This is a genomic window from Paenibacillus sp. VT-400 (genome assembly GCF_001029205.1).
In the GTDB taxonomy this organism is placed as follows: Bacteria; Bacillota; Bacilli; order Paenibacillales; family Paenibacillaceae; genus Paenibacillus; species Paenibacillus amylolyticus.
The window spans coordinates 1,655,162-1,670,417 of record NZ_LELF01000067.1; the positions used below are offsets into that span (position 1 = coordinate 1,655,162).

Consider the following 15,256-nt stretch of genomic DNA (forward strand, 5'->3'; position numbering starts at 1 on the left):
AACACCGAAAAGTCATTTTTCGACCAGGCTGTCGCTAAATGACTTTTTTCCATAACAAAGGAGAGGGTTATATGGCCGAGCAAGCACCCATTTTGCAAATGACAGGCATCACTAAACAATTTCCTGGCGTTAAAGCGCTATCCAGCGTCAGCTTTCGCTTGTTTCCGGGCGAGATTCATGCCTTGATGGGTGAGAATGGAGCGGGGAAGTCGACACTTATTAAAGTTCTGACTGGCGTTTATTCCATTGATGAAGGAACGGTAACCATGGATAACCGGCATCTTTTGATCTCCGGTCCGCTTGAAGCGCAAAAGGCGGGAATCAGTACCGTTTATCAAGAGGTCAATCTTTGTCCGAACTTAACGGTCGCTGAGAATATTTTCATCGGGCGGGAGCCGATGCGATTTGGCAAAATCAATTGGAAGCAAATGAACAAAGATGCGGAGAACATTTTGCGAGACAGATTACATCTGTCCATCGACGTTAAGGCTCCTTTACAGACCTACTCGGTCGCGATGCAACAACTGATTGCAATTGCAAGAGCGCTCAGCATCTCGGCAAAAGTGCTCATATTGGATGAACCCACATCCAGTCTGGACAAAAACGAGGTTCAGCAACTGTTTCGTATTATGCACAAATTAAAGAGTGAAGGTCTCGCAATTCTTTTTGTTACTCATTTTCTTGATCAGGTATACGAAATGTCGGATCGTCTAACGGTGCTCCGTAACGGGGAATTGGAAGGAGAGTACATAGCCGCAGAACTTCCACGCATGGAACTGGTTCTCAAGATGATCGGCAAGGAACTCGAGGTGCTTGAGGAGCTTCCGAAGGAAGCGGATGCTGCCCAGGCGGAGTCGGGAGAACTGTTAATTACCGCTGAGGCACTTGGACGCAAAGGAGCAATTGAGCCATTTGATCTGGACATTCGCAAAGGAGAAGTCGTGGGCTTGGCTGGGTTATTGGGGTCTGGTCGTACCGAGATCGCTCGCCTTTTCTTTGGTGCAGATCGTTCAGATGTAGGCAAGCTGCTCGTTGTAGATACAGGAAGTACGGTCAAGTCTCCGCGTCATGCAATTGATCAGAATATTGCTTTTTGCTCCGAGAACCGTAAAACCGAAGGCATAATCGATGATTTGACCATTCGGGAGAACATTATTCTGGCTTTACAAGCGACACGAGGCTGGTCCAAACCCATCTCACGCAAGAAACAGGATGAGATCGCCGAAAAGTACATCAACCTGTTAAATATCCATCCGAAAAACCCGGAGCATTTAATTAAAAATCTGAGCGGCGGTAATCAGCAAAAGGTGTTGCTTGCACGGTGGCTGCTGATGAACCCCGATCTGTTGATTCTTGATGAACCTACGCGTGGAATTGATATCGGTGCAAAGACTGAGATACAGAAGTTGGTGCTCTCTCTGTCGAAGCAGGGCATGGCCGTGCTGTTCATTTCGTCCGAGCTGGAAGAAGTGATTCGTGTCAGCCACCGGATTGCCGTAATCCGGGACCGCAAAAAAGTGCAAGAACTTAGCGGGGATCAGATCCATCAACAGCAAATCATGAAAGCAATGGCAGGAGGTTAAAGAGATGGCGGGCAAGATGCGTAAACATCATTTGTTTTGGCCGTTATGTATGCTTGGTTTACTTTTAATCTTTAATTTGCTGTACTCTCCGGATTTCTTCTCCCTCGTCATGCGTGAAGGGAATCTGTATGGCAGCTTGATTGATATTCTCAATTTTGGAGCGCCCTTAATTCTGGTATCGATCGGTATGACACTGGTGATTGCGACCGGAGGTATCGATTTGTCCGTGGGCTCCATTGTAGCGATCTCCGGTGCCGTGGCTTGTATGAGCATCAGCAGAGGAGTGGATCAGAGTTCGCTCTGGCTTGTGTTGGGTGCACTTGGATTATCTATAGGTCTCTCACTGATCTTGGGCATATGGAACGGGGCGCTGGTTTCGGTTGCCCGAATCCAGCCCATTATTGCAACGCTTATTCTGATGGTAGCTGGACGTGGGATTGCGCAATTGATTACGAGTGGACAGATTATTACTGTATCCAACGCGAATTACGCCTATATCGGGGCAGGTTCGCTTGCAGCATTGCCTTTTTCCATCTTCATCGTATTAACTGTGCTGCTAGTTGCCTCATTGTTGACGAAAAAAACGGCACTGGGACTGTTTATCGAATCGGTTGGAAGTAACGCAAACGCGAGCCAACTGGCAGGTATTCGTTCAAAAACGGTTATTCTTACGGTATATGTCTTCTGTGGTCTGTGTGCCGGCATTGCCGGGCTTATTCTCAGCTCGAATGTATCCAGTGCGGATGGCAATAACGCAGGTCTGTGGTATGAACTTGATGCCATTCTTGCTGTAGTCATCGGAGGTACTTCGCTCAATGGTGGTCGTTTCTATCTTATGGGTACCGTCGTTGGAGCACTCATTATCCAAACCTTAACAACGACGATCTATATGATTGGAGTCCCGCCAGAAGTTACGTTGGTTGTCAAAGCCTTTGTTGTACTGGCCGTATGTTTGATTCAATCCGATTCATTCCGCAATTCCATGGTGATCCGTTGGAAAAAACGGAAGTTTCCAGCCGAACAGGGGGTTAACCGCCATGTTTCTTAATCGTAAGTATCTCCCGGTCTTTGTCACCTTCGGTTTGCTGGCCGTGATGTTTGCCATAGGCTCTTTCCGCTATACGGGGTTCTTCTCCACTCAGGTACTGCTTAATCTTCTCATTGATAACGCCTTTCTGATTATCACGGCGATTGGCATGACTTTTGTGATTGTATCGGGAGGAATCGACCTGTCGGTAGGTTCTGTCATTGCGCTGACGACCATCATTAGCGCAAGTCTGGTCGAGAAGCAAGGGTGGTCGCCTGCGATTGTTATACCTATGGTGCTTGTCATGGGTGCGTTGTTTGGCACAGTCATGGGTGCGATCATCCACTATTTCAAAATCCAGCCTTTCATCGTGACACTGGCAGGCATGTTTTTGGCGCGGGGGCTGTGTTATGTCATCAGTCTCGATACCATTACCATTACGAATCCGTTTTACACACAAGTTGCGCAGGCGAAAATTTCCCTGCCAGGGGGCAGCTTTGTCTCCATTAATGTGATTATTGCACTAGTTATTGTACTGCTCGCGATCTACCTGGCACATTACACCCGGTTTGGGCGCAACGTTTACGCCATCGGCGGAAGCGAGCAATCCGCGCTGCTTATGGGACTGCCGGTTGCACGTACCAAAATCCTGGTGTACACGTTCAGCGGTTTGTGCTCCGCGCTTGCCGGTGTTGTCTTTACCTTCTATATGTTATCCGGTTATGGATTACACGCCATGGGTCTTGAACTCGATACCATCGCGGCTGTTGTAATAGGAGGCACCTTGTTAACAGGTGGTGTAGGGTATGTGGCGGGAACCTTTATTGGTGTATTGATCCAGGGGGCTATCCAAACTATAATTAGCTTCGAAGGTACGCTCAGCTCATGGTGGACCAAGATTGTGATTGGCCTGATGCTGTTTGTTTTTATTTTGTTCCAGCGACTTCTTAGCGGGCGGCGAGTATCCTCGAAATCACTGCATTAAGTTGATCGAATTAAATGATATTGAACACGGATACCGAAACAATGATATAACAATATGCGCTCTGCATGGGTGAATGCTGAGCGTAACATGGAGATGGGGGATACGTGAGTGAGAAGACATTTGAACTGGTTGTGTTTGTTCATTCTACTGCTGCTTGTCGGCTGCACAACCCCTGAGTCTGAATCTGTTCCTCCTCCCATCTCGTCTAACAACTTCGAAACTCTTCCCTCCGTTGAGGAATGGATGGAATCAGCAGTAGCAAGGGATATCTCTACGAAACCGATTGTCTTGGGTTTTTCACAACTGGGCAGAGAGAGTGCCTGGCGTCTGGCAAACTCCACGTCTATTCGCAATGCTGCGGCTGAATCGGGAATCTCCCTTGTAATAAAAAATGCAGAACAGTCTCAGACGAAACAGTTCGAGGCTGTTCGGTCGTTCATCAGGCAAAAGGTGGATGTCATTGCCATTGCACCTGTCGTGGAATCGGGCTGGGATGGTATTCTTCAGGAGGCCAGGGATGCAGGAATACCCGTGATTATCGTAGACCGGTCAGTTGATGTCAAAGACACTTCACTTTTTGTGACAACGATTGGATCGGACTTTTATGAGGAAGGTGTGAAGGCTGGGAAGTACATTCAGGATCGGATGCGAAATCATCCGGGTTTGATACGGATTGCCGAACTGCAAGGCACGAGTGGTTCTACACCCTCTATCCAGCGTGGCGAGGGATTTAGAAGCATTTTCGAAACCAGAGCAGATATCATCTTCTCACAAAGTGCTCCTGCCGATTTTACGGAGGACAATGGGAAACAAGTCATGAAAGAATTCCTTCAGGTCCCGGAAGACAAACGGCCGCAGGTTCTTTTTGCCCATAATGATGAAATGGCTTTTGGCGCTATACAAGCGATAGAAGAAGTTGGGCTGAAGCCGGGAGAGGACATTATCATTGTCTCGGTGGACGGCTCCCGCAAAGCACTTGAAATTCTGGCGAGTGGGAAAATCAACGCTGTGGTGGAATGTAACCCGCTGCTTGGTCCTCAGCTTATGCAGGCTACAAAAGAAATTATTGCAGGGCGTACACTCCCGAAGCGCATGGTGCCCCCGGAGGACATTTTTACACAGGAGAGTGCTAGACGGGAGATGTACAACAGGCGATTCTAGAATTCGTGAAAAAAATAGAATATTTTGGATTAAATTCAATTTACTTTAAATAAACTTATCGTTTATACTGAACTCACCTTGAACTAAAAGCTCTTCTCTATGAGAAAGGACGTAGCGGATTACATACTTTTGAAAGCGCTTTTTTCGAGGGGTGAGAGTTCGATAAAGAGAGGGAGTGTAGAAGGTATTATGCTGTGAATATATTATGAGGAGGTAATTTTATGTTCAAAGTTAAGCTGGCAAAGGCGGTAATATCTCTCGCTCTTTTCGGTACCTTGTTTTCTATTCCGGGGGTGCCTGATGCTCGTGCTGCAGATGCAAGTTGTCCGAATGGTTATGTAGGTCTGACGTTTGATGATGGCCCATCTGGAAATACAACAAACATGCTTAACGCGTTGAAGCAGGCTGGCTTACGGGCAACGATGTTCAATGTTGGGCAAAATGCACAAAATAATAAATCTCTGGTTACTGCACAAGTAGCAGCTGGTATGTGGATTGGCAATCATTCCTATACACATCCAAACATGACTACATTGAACAGTTCTCAGATGTCGTCAGAGATTACTCGGACACAACAGACGATCCAGTCTATTACCGGAAGTTCACCTAAACTGTTCAGACCTCCTTACGGTGCGACAAATGCGACCTTGAAATCCGTTGTGAGCCAAAACGGTCTGAAGGAAGTGCTGTGGAACGTAGATTCCCAAGACTGGAATGGTGCCAGCGCAACCCAAATTGTAGCAGCTGTGAATACGATGAAAAGTGGTGACGTCATACTAATGCATGATCAGTACCAGACGACACTTCAGGCCATTCCGCAGATTGCACAAAATCTGAAGAATCGTGGTCTTTGCTCCGGCATGATCTCATCAACTACCGGTCGGGCAGTCGCACCCGATAATAACACTACCAATCCCCCGAGTAACGGAACTAAAGTGGAAGCTGAGAACATGACCAAAGGTGGACAATACACCGGCAATATCAGTTCTCCTTTCAATGGTGTGGTCCTTTATGCCAACAATGATTTGGTTAAATACACTCAGAATTTTGCAACGAGCACTCATAATTTCTCGCTTCGTGGAGCTTCAAACAATGCCAACATGGCTAGAGTTGATTTGAAGATTGGCGGACAGACGAAGGGAACCTTTTACTTTGGCGGAAGCGCTCCAGCGGTTTATACCCTGAATAATATCAGCCATGGGACGGGAAATCAGGTCATTGAGTTGGTTGTAACAGCCGATGATGGGACATGGGATATATATATCGATTACTTGGAAATACATTAACAAGCTAAGGTTGATTGAAAAATAATGCACTATAATGAAATCCCGTTGGGTTGACCCAATGGGATTTCATTATGTTTTTTGCCATTTTGTAACACAAAAGTGGAAGGAAAACATTTATAATGGATGAAATTGTATGTGAAGAATCTGGTTTCTATTGAAAAATTTCATTGAATGGGAGTGAAATCATCAAATGATCATCATGATTAATGGAGCGTTTGGTTCGGGAAAAACTTCTGCAGCAGAAGCACTTCAACCTTTGATTGCCAACAGTATGATCTACGATCCTGAAGAAATAGGTTATATGCTCAGAAAACTTCTCCCTGAGAATTGTAGAGAGGAAAGGGAACGTACGGATGATTTTCAAGATATCGATCTATGGAAAATTCTAACCGTAAAGACGGCAAAAGAAGTAAAGCAGAAATACAACAGACACTTAATTATCCCCATGACCATCTATAAAGAGGAAAACTTTCATTACATCTATAACGGGTTGAAAGAGATCGATCAGGACATTCATCATTTTTGCCTTACGGCTACAGAAGAGACGATTTATCATCGTTTGGCTAAACGTGGAGATGAATATGGAGGCTGGCAGTATCAACAAGCACCAAAGTGTGTTGAAGCTTTCAAGGATGAACAATTTCAAACTCGCATTATTACCGATCATCTGGAGACTAGTGAAATCATAGAACTCATATTGAAAAAGGTCCTATCCAAATAATTATCATTTGTTTTTAATAGGAGGGTTTTATGAAGATGATTGTACATGTACTCTCAAGAAAAGAGTGGGAAGCCGCGTTGATCAATGGGATTCTAAAATAAAATGCAAAGTTGTATGGGAATATCTGTATAATGAAGGTAGGGAATATCCTCATATTTACGGTGAGTTAAATCTAGACGCGGTATTTCATACATACGATGAAGAAATGAACTGAAGAGGATGGAACGTAATTGACGACTGTGACTTTTGAAGAGGTAACCGAACAACACCTCCCTGAAATTAGAGAGATTTATAACTATTATGTAATGAATACAACGATTTCATTTCATACGGAGGAATTAGATCTTGATCAGATTAAATCCTCTGTCATGAACAAGGATACACGGTATAAAACTTATGTAATTCTTGAAACCGATCAAATGATGGACTATGTTCTGATCACCCAGTATAAGAGTAAACAGGCATATGACATTTGCGGTGAAGTCACCATATATCTAAAGCCCGATATTTTAGGAAAAGGTTTGGGGAAACAAGCACTACACTTTATAGAGAAGATTGCAAAAGAACAAGGATTCCATACCTTAATTGCGACGATTTGTATGGAGAATACAAGAAGTAAATCCTTATTTGAGAGAAATGGTTATGAACAATGTGCTCTGTTTAAAGAGATTGGATATAAATTCGATAGAAAACTGGATATTGGAAGTTTCCAAAAGATATTGTAAGGAGAATACGAAATGAGTAGAAACCTGTATATTATATCTGGACCCCCTGGAGTAGGGAAATCTACAACTTCCAAGCTGCTAGTTCAGACTTTAGATAAAAGTGCCTACATTTCTGGAGATACGGTTAGTCACTTTCCGGTCAAAGGGCGAGGTAAACCCTGGCTTGATAAGGATACAAACGACTTAACTTGGAAAAATATATCTAGTCTGGTGAAAAACTTATTGGATTATAAATACGATGTTGTTCTGGACTATGTGGCCCTTCCGGAAGACATTGATGGATTAATGACAGAATTGGCAGACTATCATGTTGGCATAATCTATGTTGTATTAATGGTTGATCGTCAAACCATTATTCGTAGAGACCGTCTAAGAGCAGAAGAATATCAAATGAAAGAAAGAAGTATAATTCTGCTGAATGACTTTGAAAATTATCCGGACCTGAAAGTAGACAACAAGCTGTATACTAATCATTTTACAGAAGAACAACTACCTGAAATAGTAAGTGAAATTATAAATAATGAGAAGTATCGATTGAAATAACTGTACTGTTATTATGCTTCGAATTGAAAAAATGCACGAACGTGAGGTAGAAAAAATCATTAGATTTTATTAAGAATGGTGCAAAAGAAAAAAGATTCGCTGGGGGGATTATCGATGTCTCGTATTTATGGAGAGCGAATTGTGTTAAGAGAATACCAGGATTCTGATTTAGATTACATCAAAAAATGGGTGAACAACCCAGAAATCACAGGGACATTATCAGATAATTTTTTGTATCCCCATTCGAGTTATGAGACAGAAGTCTTTTTCAGGACAATGGTTGAAGGCAAGTCTTCAAATAAAAGTTTTATTATCGGGTTAAAGGATTCGCTAGATTATATAGGTCAGATTGATTTGTACAAAATTGATTATAAAAACCGCTTTGCATGTTTAGCAATTGTAATAGGGAGAAAAGAATTTCTAGGTAAAGGTTATGGGAGTGAAGCAATCCGTTTACTACAGAAGTTTGTCTTCGAAGAGCTGAATTTAAACAGATTAGAACTTGAAGTGTACGAGTATAATGAGATTGCTTACAAATGTTATTTAAAATGTGGCTTTAAAGAAGAAGGAAGATACAGAAAGAAGATATATAAAAAGGGGAAATACTGGGATAGTGTTTGCATGAGTATCTTGAAAACTGAATATGAGCAGTCATAGTCTCAAGAGGAATAAATTTGAAAGTCAATCCCAATAGTTTTGTGCAGTTGTATTCTTTATTAATTTCGATTACGTTTGTGATCCAAAAATCAAAAGATTAATGTACTAATATATATGCGTAAAGAGGGTGAGTAGATGAACAGAGGAATACGTTTTGAAATACCAAATGCCTATGGTCGCTTTCTTGGGGAGATTTTAAAACCAATGGAAGTATCTAATTTCGATTGGTTTATTGGTGAGGAGGAGTCCTATTTCGTTGTTGATGATACGTTAGGAGGTGATCTTTTTCCAGATATGATTATGGGTATGAATGGAGAAGAATTACAGAAGATTATTGATAACAACGAGTATTATTTAATATTTGCGAATTTAAAAGCATTTCCAAAAGGCACACAAATAACAGATATTATCACCTATGAAGATTATGTGGAGAGTGACTGTCAGATGGTTCTTCTTGTGATCGATAGTACCTACGTCACGGTTTATTGTAAAGATTTAGAGAAAGTCGAGGAATTATATAATCATATAAATAGACAGGGATTTGAATCTCTCGAATATTTGACGGATGATAATGATACGAGGACAATACTATCGGTCTGGTGATAAAGGAGCATGGGATTAATAGCGATGAGTTTAGGTGTTAACGCTAACGAACCTGACACATCTTATTCGGGAATTTGAAACGCCCTCCGAAATCTAAGGAACCTGAGACACGCTATACCAGGTAAATAGCCTTTTGTAGCGTTTTTATCAGATGATTTTGGAAAATAAGATGTGATGTCTCATGTTCCTTACAATTTTAAAAGAGGACGTGAAGGCCGAATAAGATGTCCTGTGTTCCTTAGAAAATTGCCTGGCGATTCGCCAGCATCAGTCACTCTGAACTTCAGCAATTTTCGGACGGTAAGCTGGCACTCATCACTGTTTACTTGCCTGAGTTTGAAGACACGCTCTAGTCCGTTTCCCTATGATATTTGAATGTTTATGAATACGATTACATATTTATGAAGCAGGGGAATTGCCTTGTCTGATTACTATTGGGATGACCAAATTGAATATCTGAGAAATATGCGGTGGCTTTACTATAACGATGATTATCTTGAATTTTTGTTTTTGGTTCAACGTGTATGGAAGATTGAAAATTTAGTAGATATTATCAACTTGGTTAACCTATGCTCCGAACATGAAAATTACATCGGAAATTGTGACGAGATAGTTGTACTGCTTCTATTACACATAAGGAGGTACACATGATGATATATAGGAGAAAAACCTATATTATTGCGACTTCTTTTGTAGAAGAGTTTAATGCTCTATTTAATGATATTTTGCTGCCATCCCAGTTGAAATACGGATCAAAACTTATTGGGAGATGGCACACACCAATCGATGATGAAACTAGCGAAATTTTTGCGATGTGGGAATACGATACCTTTGAACAATACGAAGAGATTGAGAAAAAGATAAAATCAGATACAGAACACGTGAAGCGAGTTCAAGATCGTTTTGATCAGATTGGAAGACATCGGTATAAAGGAGTATTTCGAGAAGAGATTAGGCAAGCGTTTTTCACATCGACAGTAGAGCGCGAACAAACGATTTTGAAGTGAATGAAGAAGGAGTTGAGAGAAAGATGGAGACAGAACGACTTATATTTCGGAAATATACCAAAAATGATTTCGATTTACTTTTTGAGATGACTTGTGAGCCAAATATGATGAAATTTATAAGACATGGAGGACCCTGGACCAAGGAAGAAACCATGCAAAGCCTGGAAAAGTTCATCAACTGGAATAAAGATGATAAAGGACTGTTCCTCGCATTTAATAAAGAGGATAACAAGTTAATTGGAACCTCTGGACTGATTCCTCAAATCATTGAAGGCAATGATGAGCTTGAAGTTGGTTACTGGGTTGTAGAGCAATACTGGGGAATGGGTTATGGTTATGAACAAGCAAAAGCGTGGAAAGAATATGGCATGGATCACTTGAAGCAGAAAAGATTAATATCGTTAATTCAACATGGCAATGTGGGTTCTATGAAAGTCGCGCAAAAGAATGGCATGAAACACGAGAAGGACGTAGATATAATTGGGAAAAATGTAGCAGTATACTCGATTGAGGTGAAGTGAATATGACTCCATTTCCTGAGCTAGAAACCAAAAGATTGCTGTTAAGAGAGATTAAACAGAGTGATTCCCAAGACATATTTCAATATTTTTCTTCAGATGAAGTTACAAAGTTCTACGATGTACAAAGTTTTACAACTATAAAACAAGCAGAAGAACTTATACAAAGGTGGAAAGAACGATTCGAAAATGGTCAGGTCATCCGCTGGGGAATTGCTTTGAAATCGGACAACAGAATTATTGGAACATGCGGATTTCATGGTTGGATGAAACAACATTATAAAGCTGTGATGGGATATGAGTTAGCACCGGAGTTCTGGCGGCAGGGTTACATGACCGAGGTAACTCGGAGAATCGTTGAATACGGATTTAAGAACCTTGAATTAAACAGAATTGAAGCATTTGTAGAACCAGAGAACGCGGGATCAAGGAAGTTGCTTGAGAAAATTGGTTTCAGTGAAGAAGGCATATTGAAAGAACATTTTTATTGGAAAAATCGATTTGTTGATAATGTCATCTATGCATTTTTGAAGAAAGAATATGTATGAGAATACGAATTATTGGATCTTGCGGTAGTGGGAAATCAACATTAGCCAAAGAATTGTCGGATAAATACGGTATTCCTTCCTATGAATTAGACAATCTCATATGGGACAGAAGCGCCGAAAATCTGAGATATCCTGAAAGTGTTAGGGATGACTCGATCCAATCTATTATCAGTTCAGAGGCTTGGATTATAGAAGGAGTGCAGTGCAAAGATTGGACCATTAAGTCCATCCAGGAAGCGAATTTGATTTTTGTATTAGCTCCAAATGTTTTCATTAGAGATTATCGGATTATAAAAAGGTTTGTATTGTCCAGACTGGGTTTGCAACCGTGGAATTACAAGCAGTCATTCAAGAACTTATGCAAGATGATTGTGAAATGGAACCATCAATATAATATAGAAGAAGTTATATGTACAATTAACAAAAACCATAAGACTGCAACAATCACGAAGAATAAAAAACAAGCGATACAGTTGATTGAACATCATTTGGAAGTGGTTGTAAGTGAAATTGAAAAGAACTTTAGAATCAAACAAGGATTGTCGAAAGAGGAGATGCAGTGGTGAATATAAGAATACAACCAGTCACCCGAGAGAATTGGGAAGAGGCGCTGAAGATCTCTTTGTATGAACACCAATTGTCATTAGTTCCATCTGTTATTGAGGGGATCGCTTACGCCTATATAAAACCGTGGGATGAAGCATTTGATCCTTACGTACTTGAGATTGATGGTAAGGTATTTGGTTTCTTTTATCTGAGTTATACGCCAGATAGTACAGATAATTACTGGATTGGTGGTTTTCAAATCGATCAATCCTATCAAGGCAAAGGAATGGGAAAGAGCGCTATAAGAGCCATTCTAGATTACATTACAAAACAGCATCCGTTGTGCAAGGTTATTTCATTAACGGTTGAACGTGATAACGAAATAGCACAGCATTTGTATAAGAGCATGTCCTTCATTAGTGAGAACAGAACCAATTCATATGATGAAGTGATCTACAGGTTGGCAATAGAATGATAGACCCAGCATTTCAGAGGGCAATATATCTTTGTTAACCAAAAGCGAGGATTGGTTGCGGTATTCACAACGATTATATCCGATGATAGCTTGTTACCACTTCAATGGTTTAACAATTATATATTGAAAGAATAGTTGTTTATGGGAGAGATAACATGAGCCACTGGTTTGATCTAGATGAACTTGATCCGGAGTTAATCAAATTTGCAGTTATGATCGCTATGAGTTACCTGAAATTAAAATAAGCTAGTTTTAGTTGGAGGAACTCTGTTTTGAAACTAAAGGAGATGAAAAGAACTAGTGAATAAGAATAAGGGACTCATCATGTCACTATTACTTTTATTGCTTTTAATTTTGTTATGGAATTCCTTTCGAACTTCAATTTTTGAAGCAGTTACTGTTCAAAAGATTAGTGAAAATGAAATGACTGTAATTAATTTTAATAATCTTGAAAGAACAATAGCCGTTCCAATGGATATGTCAAAACTAATTGAAGAGAACAAGGAATACACTATTTTGTACGATAAAAGGGTCTTTGATAAATACAGACTTCGATCAATAAAGCCATAGGATCTTAGAAATAACATGGGGAAGGAGAGATGCAACAATCATGATAACGTATAGAACGTTGACCCTTGATGATGTGAATCAGCTGCAGGAAATAGATCGCTCGGAACATATTGATCTCATTTATGAAATGAGGGAGAACCGATTGGTTGAACTTGAACAAAATCATGAATGCTCAAACTGGGATGAGATGCTTTTGAAAGAGATTCAAAATCGATATGTGTACGAATTAGAACAAGGTGGCATGGCATATGGTGCGTTTGCTGACGATCAATTAATCGGATTTGGTGTGCTGGCACATCAATATAGAGGAAAAGAACGAAATCAATTACAAGTTGACTTGATGTATGTCTCACGCGGGTACAGAAGACAAGGTATTGGTAAACGTATTCTAAACGAGTTAGGTGAAGAGGCTAAGAAACGTGGTGCACAGTATCTGTATATCTCCTCCACAGAGACGAAATCAGCGGTATCCTTTTACAAAAGTCAGGGCAGTCAGATTGCAAGCGAGATTGATCAAGAACTTTATGACAAAGAGCCGAACGATATACATATGATAAAGGAGCTGGGCACATGACAACGGTTGGGATACTCGGAACCATTCATAATCCTGAACTCAGGGAGCGATATCATTGTTCTCTTTCCCTTTACAAGAATGTGATAACTGAGTTTAAACCAGATCTCATTTGTGGTGAAGTTCATCCGCAGAGTTGGTTGAGGTATCTGAAGGACAAACATGATAGAGGATACTGGGGAGAACCAGCCAGTGAGTATTGGGAATTGGTCTTCCCTTTATGCGAGGAGCATAACATCCCATTTGTCCCTATTGACTGGTTTGAATTGGATGTGTGGAATGCTTTTGATCCATTCAACGGTTATTCGGACGTGGAACGCAAAGAACTTGAACAACGGGATGATCATTGGTTTGCAGAGCAAATGGAGACGTATCAGTTTGGCGAGATTCCTTTTAATTCAAAGGAGTTCGATCGTGTAACCAGACAAAAATATGAATGGTTGCATCAGGTAAACGCGAAGGCACAGAACTTTCGCTGGGTGGTCCGTAATCAGATTATGATTCAAAGAGTCAAAAATACAATTGAAGCTCATCCAGGAAAACGAATCCTCTGTATCGTTGGAGCCGATCACAATTACATCTTCCAAGAAGAGCTGATGATAGAACCTGTTGAATTGTTGTATCCGTTACGATAAAGGAACCGTTGGTAGAATTACAAATGAAACTTATTATTTAAGGAGCATTACATGCGCAAAAAAATACGTAAAACACTCAAGTACAGCATATTCAGTATTATTTTAATGGTTATAGTAGCTCTGATATTTCCCACATGGACACCCAAAATTAAAGGTGAAAACAGCATCAGCATGTTAGAACAGGTCGAAATTAACGGTACAGGACATGAAGTCATGATCAGGGGTGTTGATCGGACTAACCCTATCCTGATTTTTGTGCATGGTGGGCCAGGATGCTCGGAGATTCCATACGTAAGGAAGTATCAGAAAGAGCTTGAGCAACACTTCACGGTGGTGCATTACGATCAACGTGGGAGTGGAAAGTCCTATCACTTTTTTGAAGATTACTCGAATCTCACAACAGATGTATTAGTAGATGATTTGTTAGCGTTAAGGGATTATGTATCTAAGGAGTTAGGTCAAGAGAAGGTTATATTAATCGGTCATTCATTTGGTACATACATCGGGATGAAAGCTGCGGCTAAAGCACCTGCTCAGTTTCACGCTTATATAGGGATTGGACAGATGGCTAATACACTTCAGAGCGAACTGGAAAGTTTGGAGTACACGTACGAGCAAGCGAAACAAGCCGGTAATGAAGATGATGTTAAAAAACTGGAGCTAATCCGCAGCTCGATCGAGCAAGGAAAGGAACTTACGCCTAGAATTTTGTTGCAAAAGTACGGTGGTGCAGCCAGACTCATCAACGAGAATAGAGATTATATTTCAGGATTCCTTTTAATTCCCGAATATAATGGGCTGGATATGATTCGCTTTTATTCAGGGATGTTCAGTTCACAAGACATCTTACTGAGGGAAGCATTTGATCAAAATTTACCTGATATTGTTGATCATCTGGAGATTCCTACCTATTTTGTAACGGGTAAATATGATTATATGACCACTGCAAATGCAGCACGTGATTATTTTGACGTATTGGATGCACCGATCAAAGACTTCATTGTATTCAACGAGTCGGCGCATTACCCACAGTTTGAAGAGAAAGAAAAATTCGTAAAGTGGTTAAATGAGCTATTTTAATATGCATTGAGAGGA

Annotated in this window: 19 protein-coding genes; all 19 read left to right on the top strand. The window is 40.9% G+C overall.

Annotated elements, in window-relative coordinates:
• Positions 1–71: 71 nt before the first annotated feature.
• The 19 genes from EL84_RS18240 (at position 72) to EL84_RS18335 (ending at position 15,241) form a co-directional block, all read left to right on the top strand.
• Positions 72–1,583, top strand: a complete 1,512-nt coding sequence (locus tag EL84_RS18240; protein WP_047842577.1) for a sugar ABC transporter ATP-binding protein — start codon at positions 72–74, stop codon at positions 1,581–1,583.
• Positions 1,584–1,587: 4 nt separating this feature from the next.
• The gene (locus tag EL84_RS18245) at positions 1,588–2,631 is read left to right on the top strand and encodes an ABC transporter permease (protein ID WP_082219056.1); all 1,044 of its coding nucleotides are present in this window, start codon (positions 1,588–1,590) and stop codon (positions 2,629–2,631) included.
• Positions 2,621–3,595: a galactofuranose ABC transporter, permease protein YjfF gene (yjfF, locus tag EL84_RS18250; protein WP_017689006.1), complete on the top strand. Its 975-nt coding sequence runs from the start codon at positions 2,621–2,623 to the stop codon at positions 3,593–3,595. The genes EL84_RS18245 and yjfF overlap by 11 nt, the downstream gene beginning before the upstream one ends.
• Before the next feature lie 108 nt (positions 3,596–3,703).
• The gene (locus tag EL84_RS18255) at positions 3,704–4,756 is read left to right on the top strand and encodes an ABC transporter substrate-binding protein (protein WP_053061524.1); all 1,053 of its coding nucleotides are present in this window, start codon (positions 3,704–3,706) and stop codon (positions 4,754–4,756) included.
• Positions 4,757–4,977: 221 nt separating this feature from the next.
• Positions 4,978–6,042, top strand: a complete 1,065-nt coding sequence (locus tag EL84_RS18260; RefSeq protein WP_047842578.1) for a polysaccharide deacetylase family protein — start codon at positions 4,978–4,980, stop codon at positions 6,040–6,042.
• Between the two features lie 190 nt (positions 6,043–6,232).
• On the top strand, positions 6,233–6,763 hold the full coding sequence (locus tag EL84_RS18265) for an AAA family ATPase (protein ID WP_047842579.1): 531 nt from the start codon (positions 6,233–6,235) through the stop codon (positions 6,761–6,763).
• Between the two features lie 64 nt (positions 6,764–6,827).
• Positions 6,828–6,977 (top strand): DUF952 domain-containing protein, encoded by a 150-nt coding sequence (locus EL84_RS33110; protein WP_414855716.1) that lies wholly within the window; start codon positions 6,828–6,830, stop codon positions 6,975–6,977.
• A gap of 25 nt (positions 6,978–7,002) precedes the next feature.
• Entirely contained in the window at positions 7,003–7,488 is a 486-nt protein-coding gene (locus EL84_RS18270; RefSeq protein ID WP_235431620.1) for a GNAT family N-acetyltransferase, read from the top strand.
• 12 nt (positions 7,489–7,500) lie between these two features.
• On the top strand, positions 7,501–8,031 hold the full coding sequence (locus EL84_RS18275; protein ID WP_047842581.1) for an AAA family ATPase: 531 nt from the start codon (positions 7,501–7,503) through the stop codon (positions 8,029–8,031).
• Between the two features lie 114 nt (positions 8,032–8,145).
• Positions 8,146–8,688 (top strand): GNAT family N-acetyltransferase, encoded by a 543-nt coding sequence (locus EL84_RS18280; RefSeq protein WP_047842582.1) that lies wholly within the window; start codon positions 8,146–8,148, stop codon positions 8,686–8,688.
• A gap of 135 nt (positions 8,689–8,823) precedes the next feature.
• On the top strand, positions 8,824–9,291 hold the full coding sequence (locus tag EL84_RS18285) for a DUF2691 family protein (protein ID WP_047842583.1): 468 nt from the start codon (positions 8,824–8,826) through the stop codon (positions 9,289–9,291).
• A gap of 650 nt (positions 9,292–9,941) precedes the next feature.
• Entirely contained in the window at positions 9,942–10,298 is a 357-nt protein-coding gene (locus tag EL84_RS18295) for an NIPSNAP family protein (RefSeq protein ID WP_047842585.1), read from the top strand.
• Positions 10,295–10,819, top strand: a complete 525-nt coding sequence (locus EL84_RS18300) for a GNAT family N-acetyltransferase (RefSeq protein ID WP_235431546.1) — start codon at positions 10,295–10,297, stop codon at positions 10,817–10,819. The genes EL84_RS18295 and EL84_RS18300 overlap by 4 nt, the downstream gene beginning before the upstream one ends.
• Before the next feature lie 2 nt (positions 10,820–10,821).
• Complete coding sequence (locus EL84_RS18305; RefSeq protein WP_047842587.1) at positions 10,822–11,364, top strand: GNAT family N-acetyltransferase; 543 nt, start codon at positions 10,822–10,824, stop codon at positions 11,362–11,364.
• Complete coding sequence (locus EL84_RS18310) at positions 11,361–11,930, top strand: hypothetical protein (RefSeq protein ID WP_047842588.1); 570 nt, start codon at positions 11,361–11,363, stop codon at positions 11,928–11,930. Before EL84_RS18305 ends, EL84_RS18310 begins: the two co-directional genes overlap by 4 nt.
• Complete coding sequence (locus tag EL84_RS18315) at positions 11,927–12,385, top strand: GNAT family N-acetyltransferase (RefSeq protein WP_047842589.1); 459 nt, start codon at positions 11,927–11,929, stop codon at positions 12,383–12,385. The genes EL84_RS18310 and EL84_RS18315 overlap by 4 nt, the downstream gene beginning before the upstream one ends.
• Positions 12,386–12,995: 610 nt before the next feature.
• Positions 12,996–13,529 carry a GNAT family N-acetyltransferase gene (locus tag EL84_RS18325; protein ID WP_047842591.1) on the top strand — a complete coding sequence of 178 codons (534 nt, stop codon included), beginning with the start codon at positions 12,996–12,998 and terminating at the stop codon, positions 13,527–13,529.
• The gene (locus tag EL84_RS18330; protein WP_047842592.1) at positions 13,526–14,161 is read left to right on the top strand and encodes a hypothetical protein; all 636 of its coding nucleotides are present in this window, start codon (positions 13,526–13,528) and stop codon (positions 14,159–14,161) included. The genes EL84_RS18325 and EL84_RS18330 overlap by 4 nt, the downstream gene beginning before the upstream one ends.
• 51 nt (positions 14,162–14,212) lie before the next feature.
• Positions 14,213–15,241, top strand: coding sequence for an alpha/beta fold hydrolase (locus tag EL84_RS18335; RefSeq protein ID WP_047842593.1), 1,029 nt, complete (start codon positions 14,213–14,215; stop codon positions 15,239–15,241).
• Positions 15,242–15,256: the final 15 nt, after the last annotated feature.

What these genes read in the sequence shown, in the direction of transcription:
- EL84_RS18285 (WP_047842583.1), top strand. Translation starts at nt 8,824, where the DNA reads ATGAACAGAGGAATACGTTTTGAAATACCAAATGCCTATGGTCGCTTT.
- EL84_RS18280 (WP_047842582.1), top strand. Translation starts at nt 8,146, where the DNA reads ATGTCTCGTATTTATGGAGAGCGAATTGTGTTAAGAGAATACCAGGAT.
- EL84_RS18310 (WP_047842588.1), top strand. Translation starts at nt 11,361, where the DNA reads ATGAGAATACGAATTATTGGATCTTGCGGTAGTGGGAAATCAACATTA.
- EL84_RS18295 (WP_047842585.1), top strand. Translation starts at nt 9,942, where the DNA reads ATGATATATAGGAGAAAAACCTATATTATTGCGACTTCTTTTGTAGAA.
- EL84_RS18260 (WP_047842578.1), top strand. Translation starts at nt 4,978, where the DNA reads ATGTTCAAAGTTAAGCTGGCAAAGGCGGTAATATCTCTCGCTCTTTTC.
- yjfF (WP_017689006.1), top strand. Translation starts at nt 2,621, where the DNA reads ATGTTTCTTAATCGTAAGTATCTCCCGGTCTTTGTCACCTTCGGTTTG.
- EL84_RS18325 (WP_047842591.1), top strand. Translation starts at nt 12,996, where the DNA reads ATGATAACGTATAGAACGTTGACCCTTGATGATGTGAATCAGCTGCAG.
- EL84_RS18245 (WP_082219056.1), top strand. Translation starts at nt 1,588, where the DNA reads ATGGCGGGCAAGATGCGTAAACATCATTTGTTTTGGCCGTTATGTATG.
- EL84_RS18240 (WP_047842577.1), top strand. Translation starts at nt 72, where the DNA reads ATGGCCGAGCAAGCACCCATTTTGCAAATGACAGGCATCACTAAACAA.
- EL84_RS18335 (WP_047842593.1), top strand. Translation starts at nt 14,213, where the DNA reads ATGCGCAAAAAAATACGTAAAACACTCAAGTACAGCATATTCAGTATT.
- EL84_RS18275 (WP_047842581.1), top strand. Translation starts at nt 7,501, where the DNA reads ATGAGTAGAAACCTGTATATTATATCTGGACCCCCTGGAGTAGGGAAA.
- EL84_RS18265 (WP_047842579.1), top strand. Translation starts at nt 6,233, where the DNA reads ATGATCATCATGATTAATGGAGCGTTTGGTTCGGGAAAAACTTCTGCA.
- EL84_RS18330 (WP_047842592.1), top strand. Translation starts at nt 13,526, where the DNA reads ATGACAACGGTTGGGATACTCGGAACCATTCATAATCCTGAACTCAGG.
- EL84_RS18305 (WP_047842587.1), top strand. Translation starts at nt 10,822, where the DNA reads ATGACTCCATTTCCTGAGCTAGAAACCAAAAGATTGCTGTTAAGAGAG.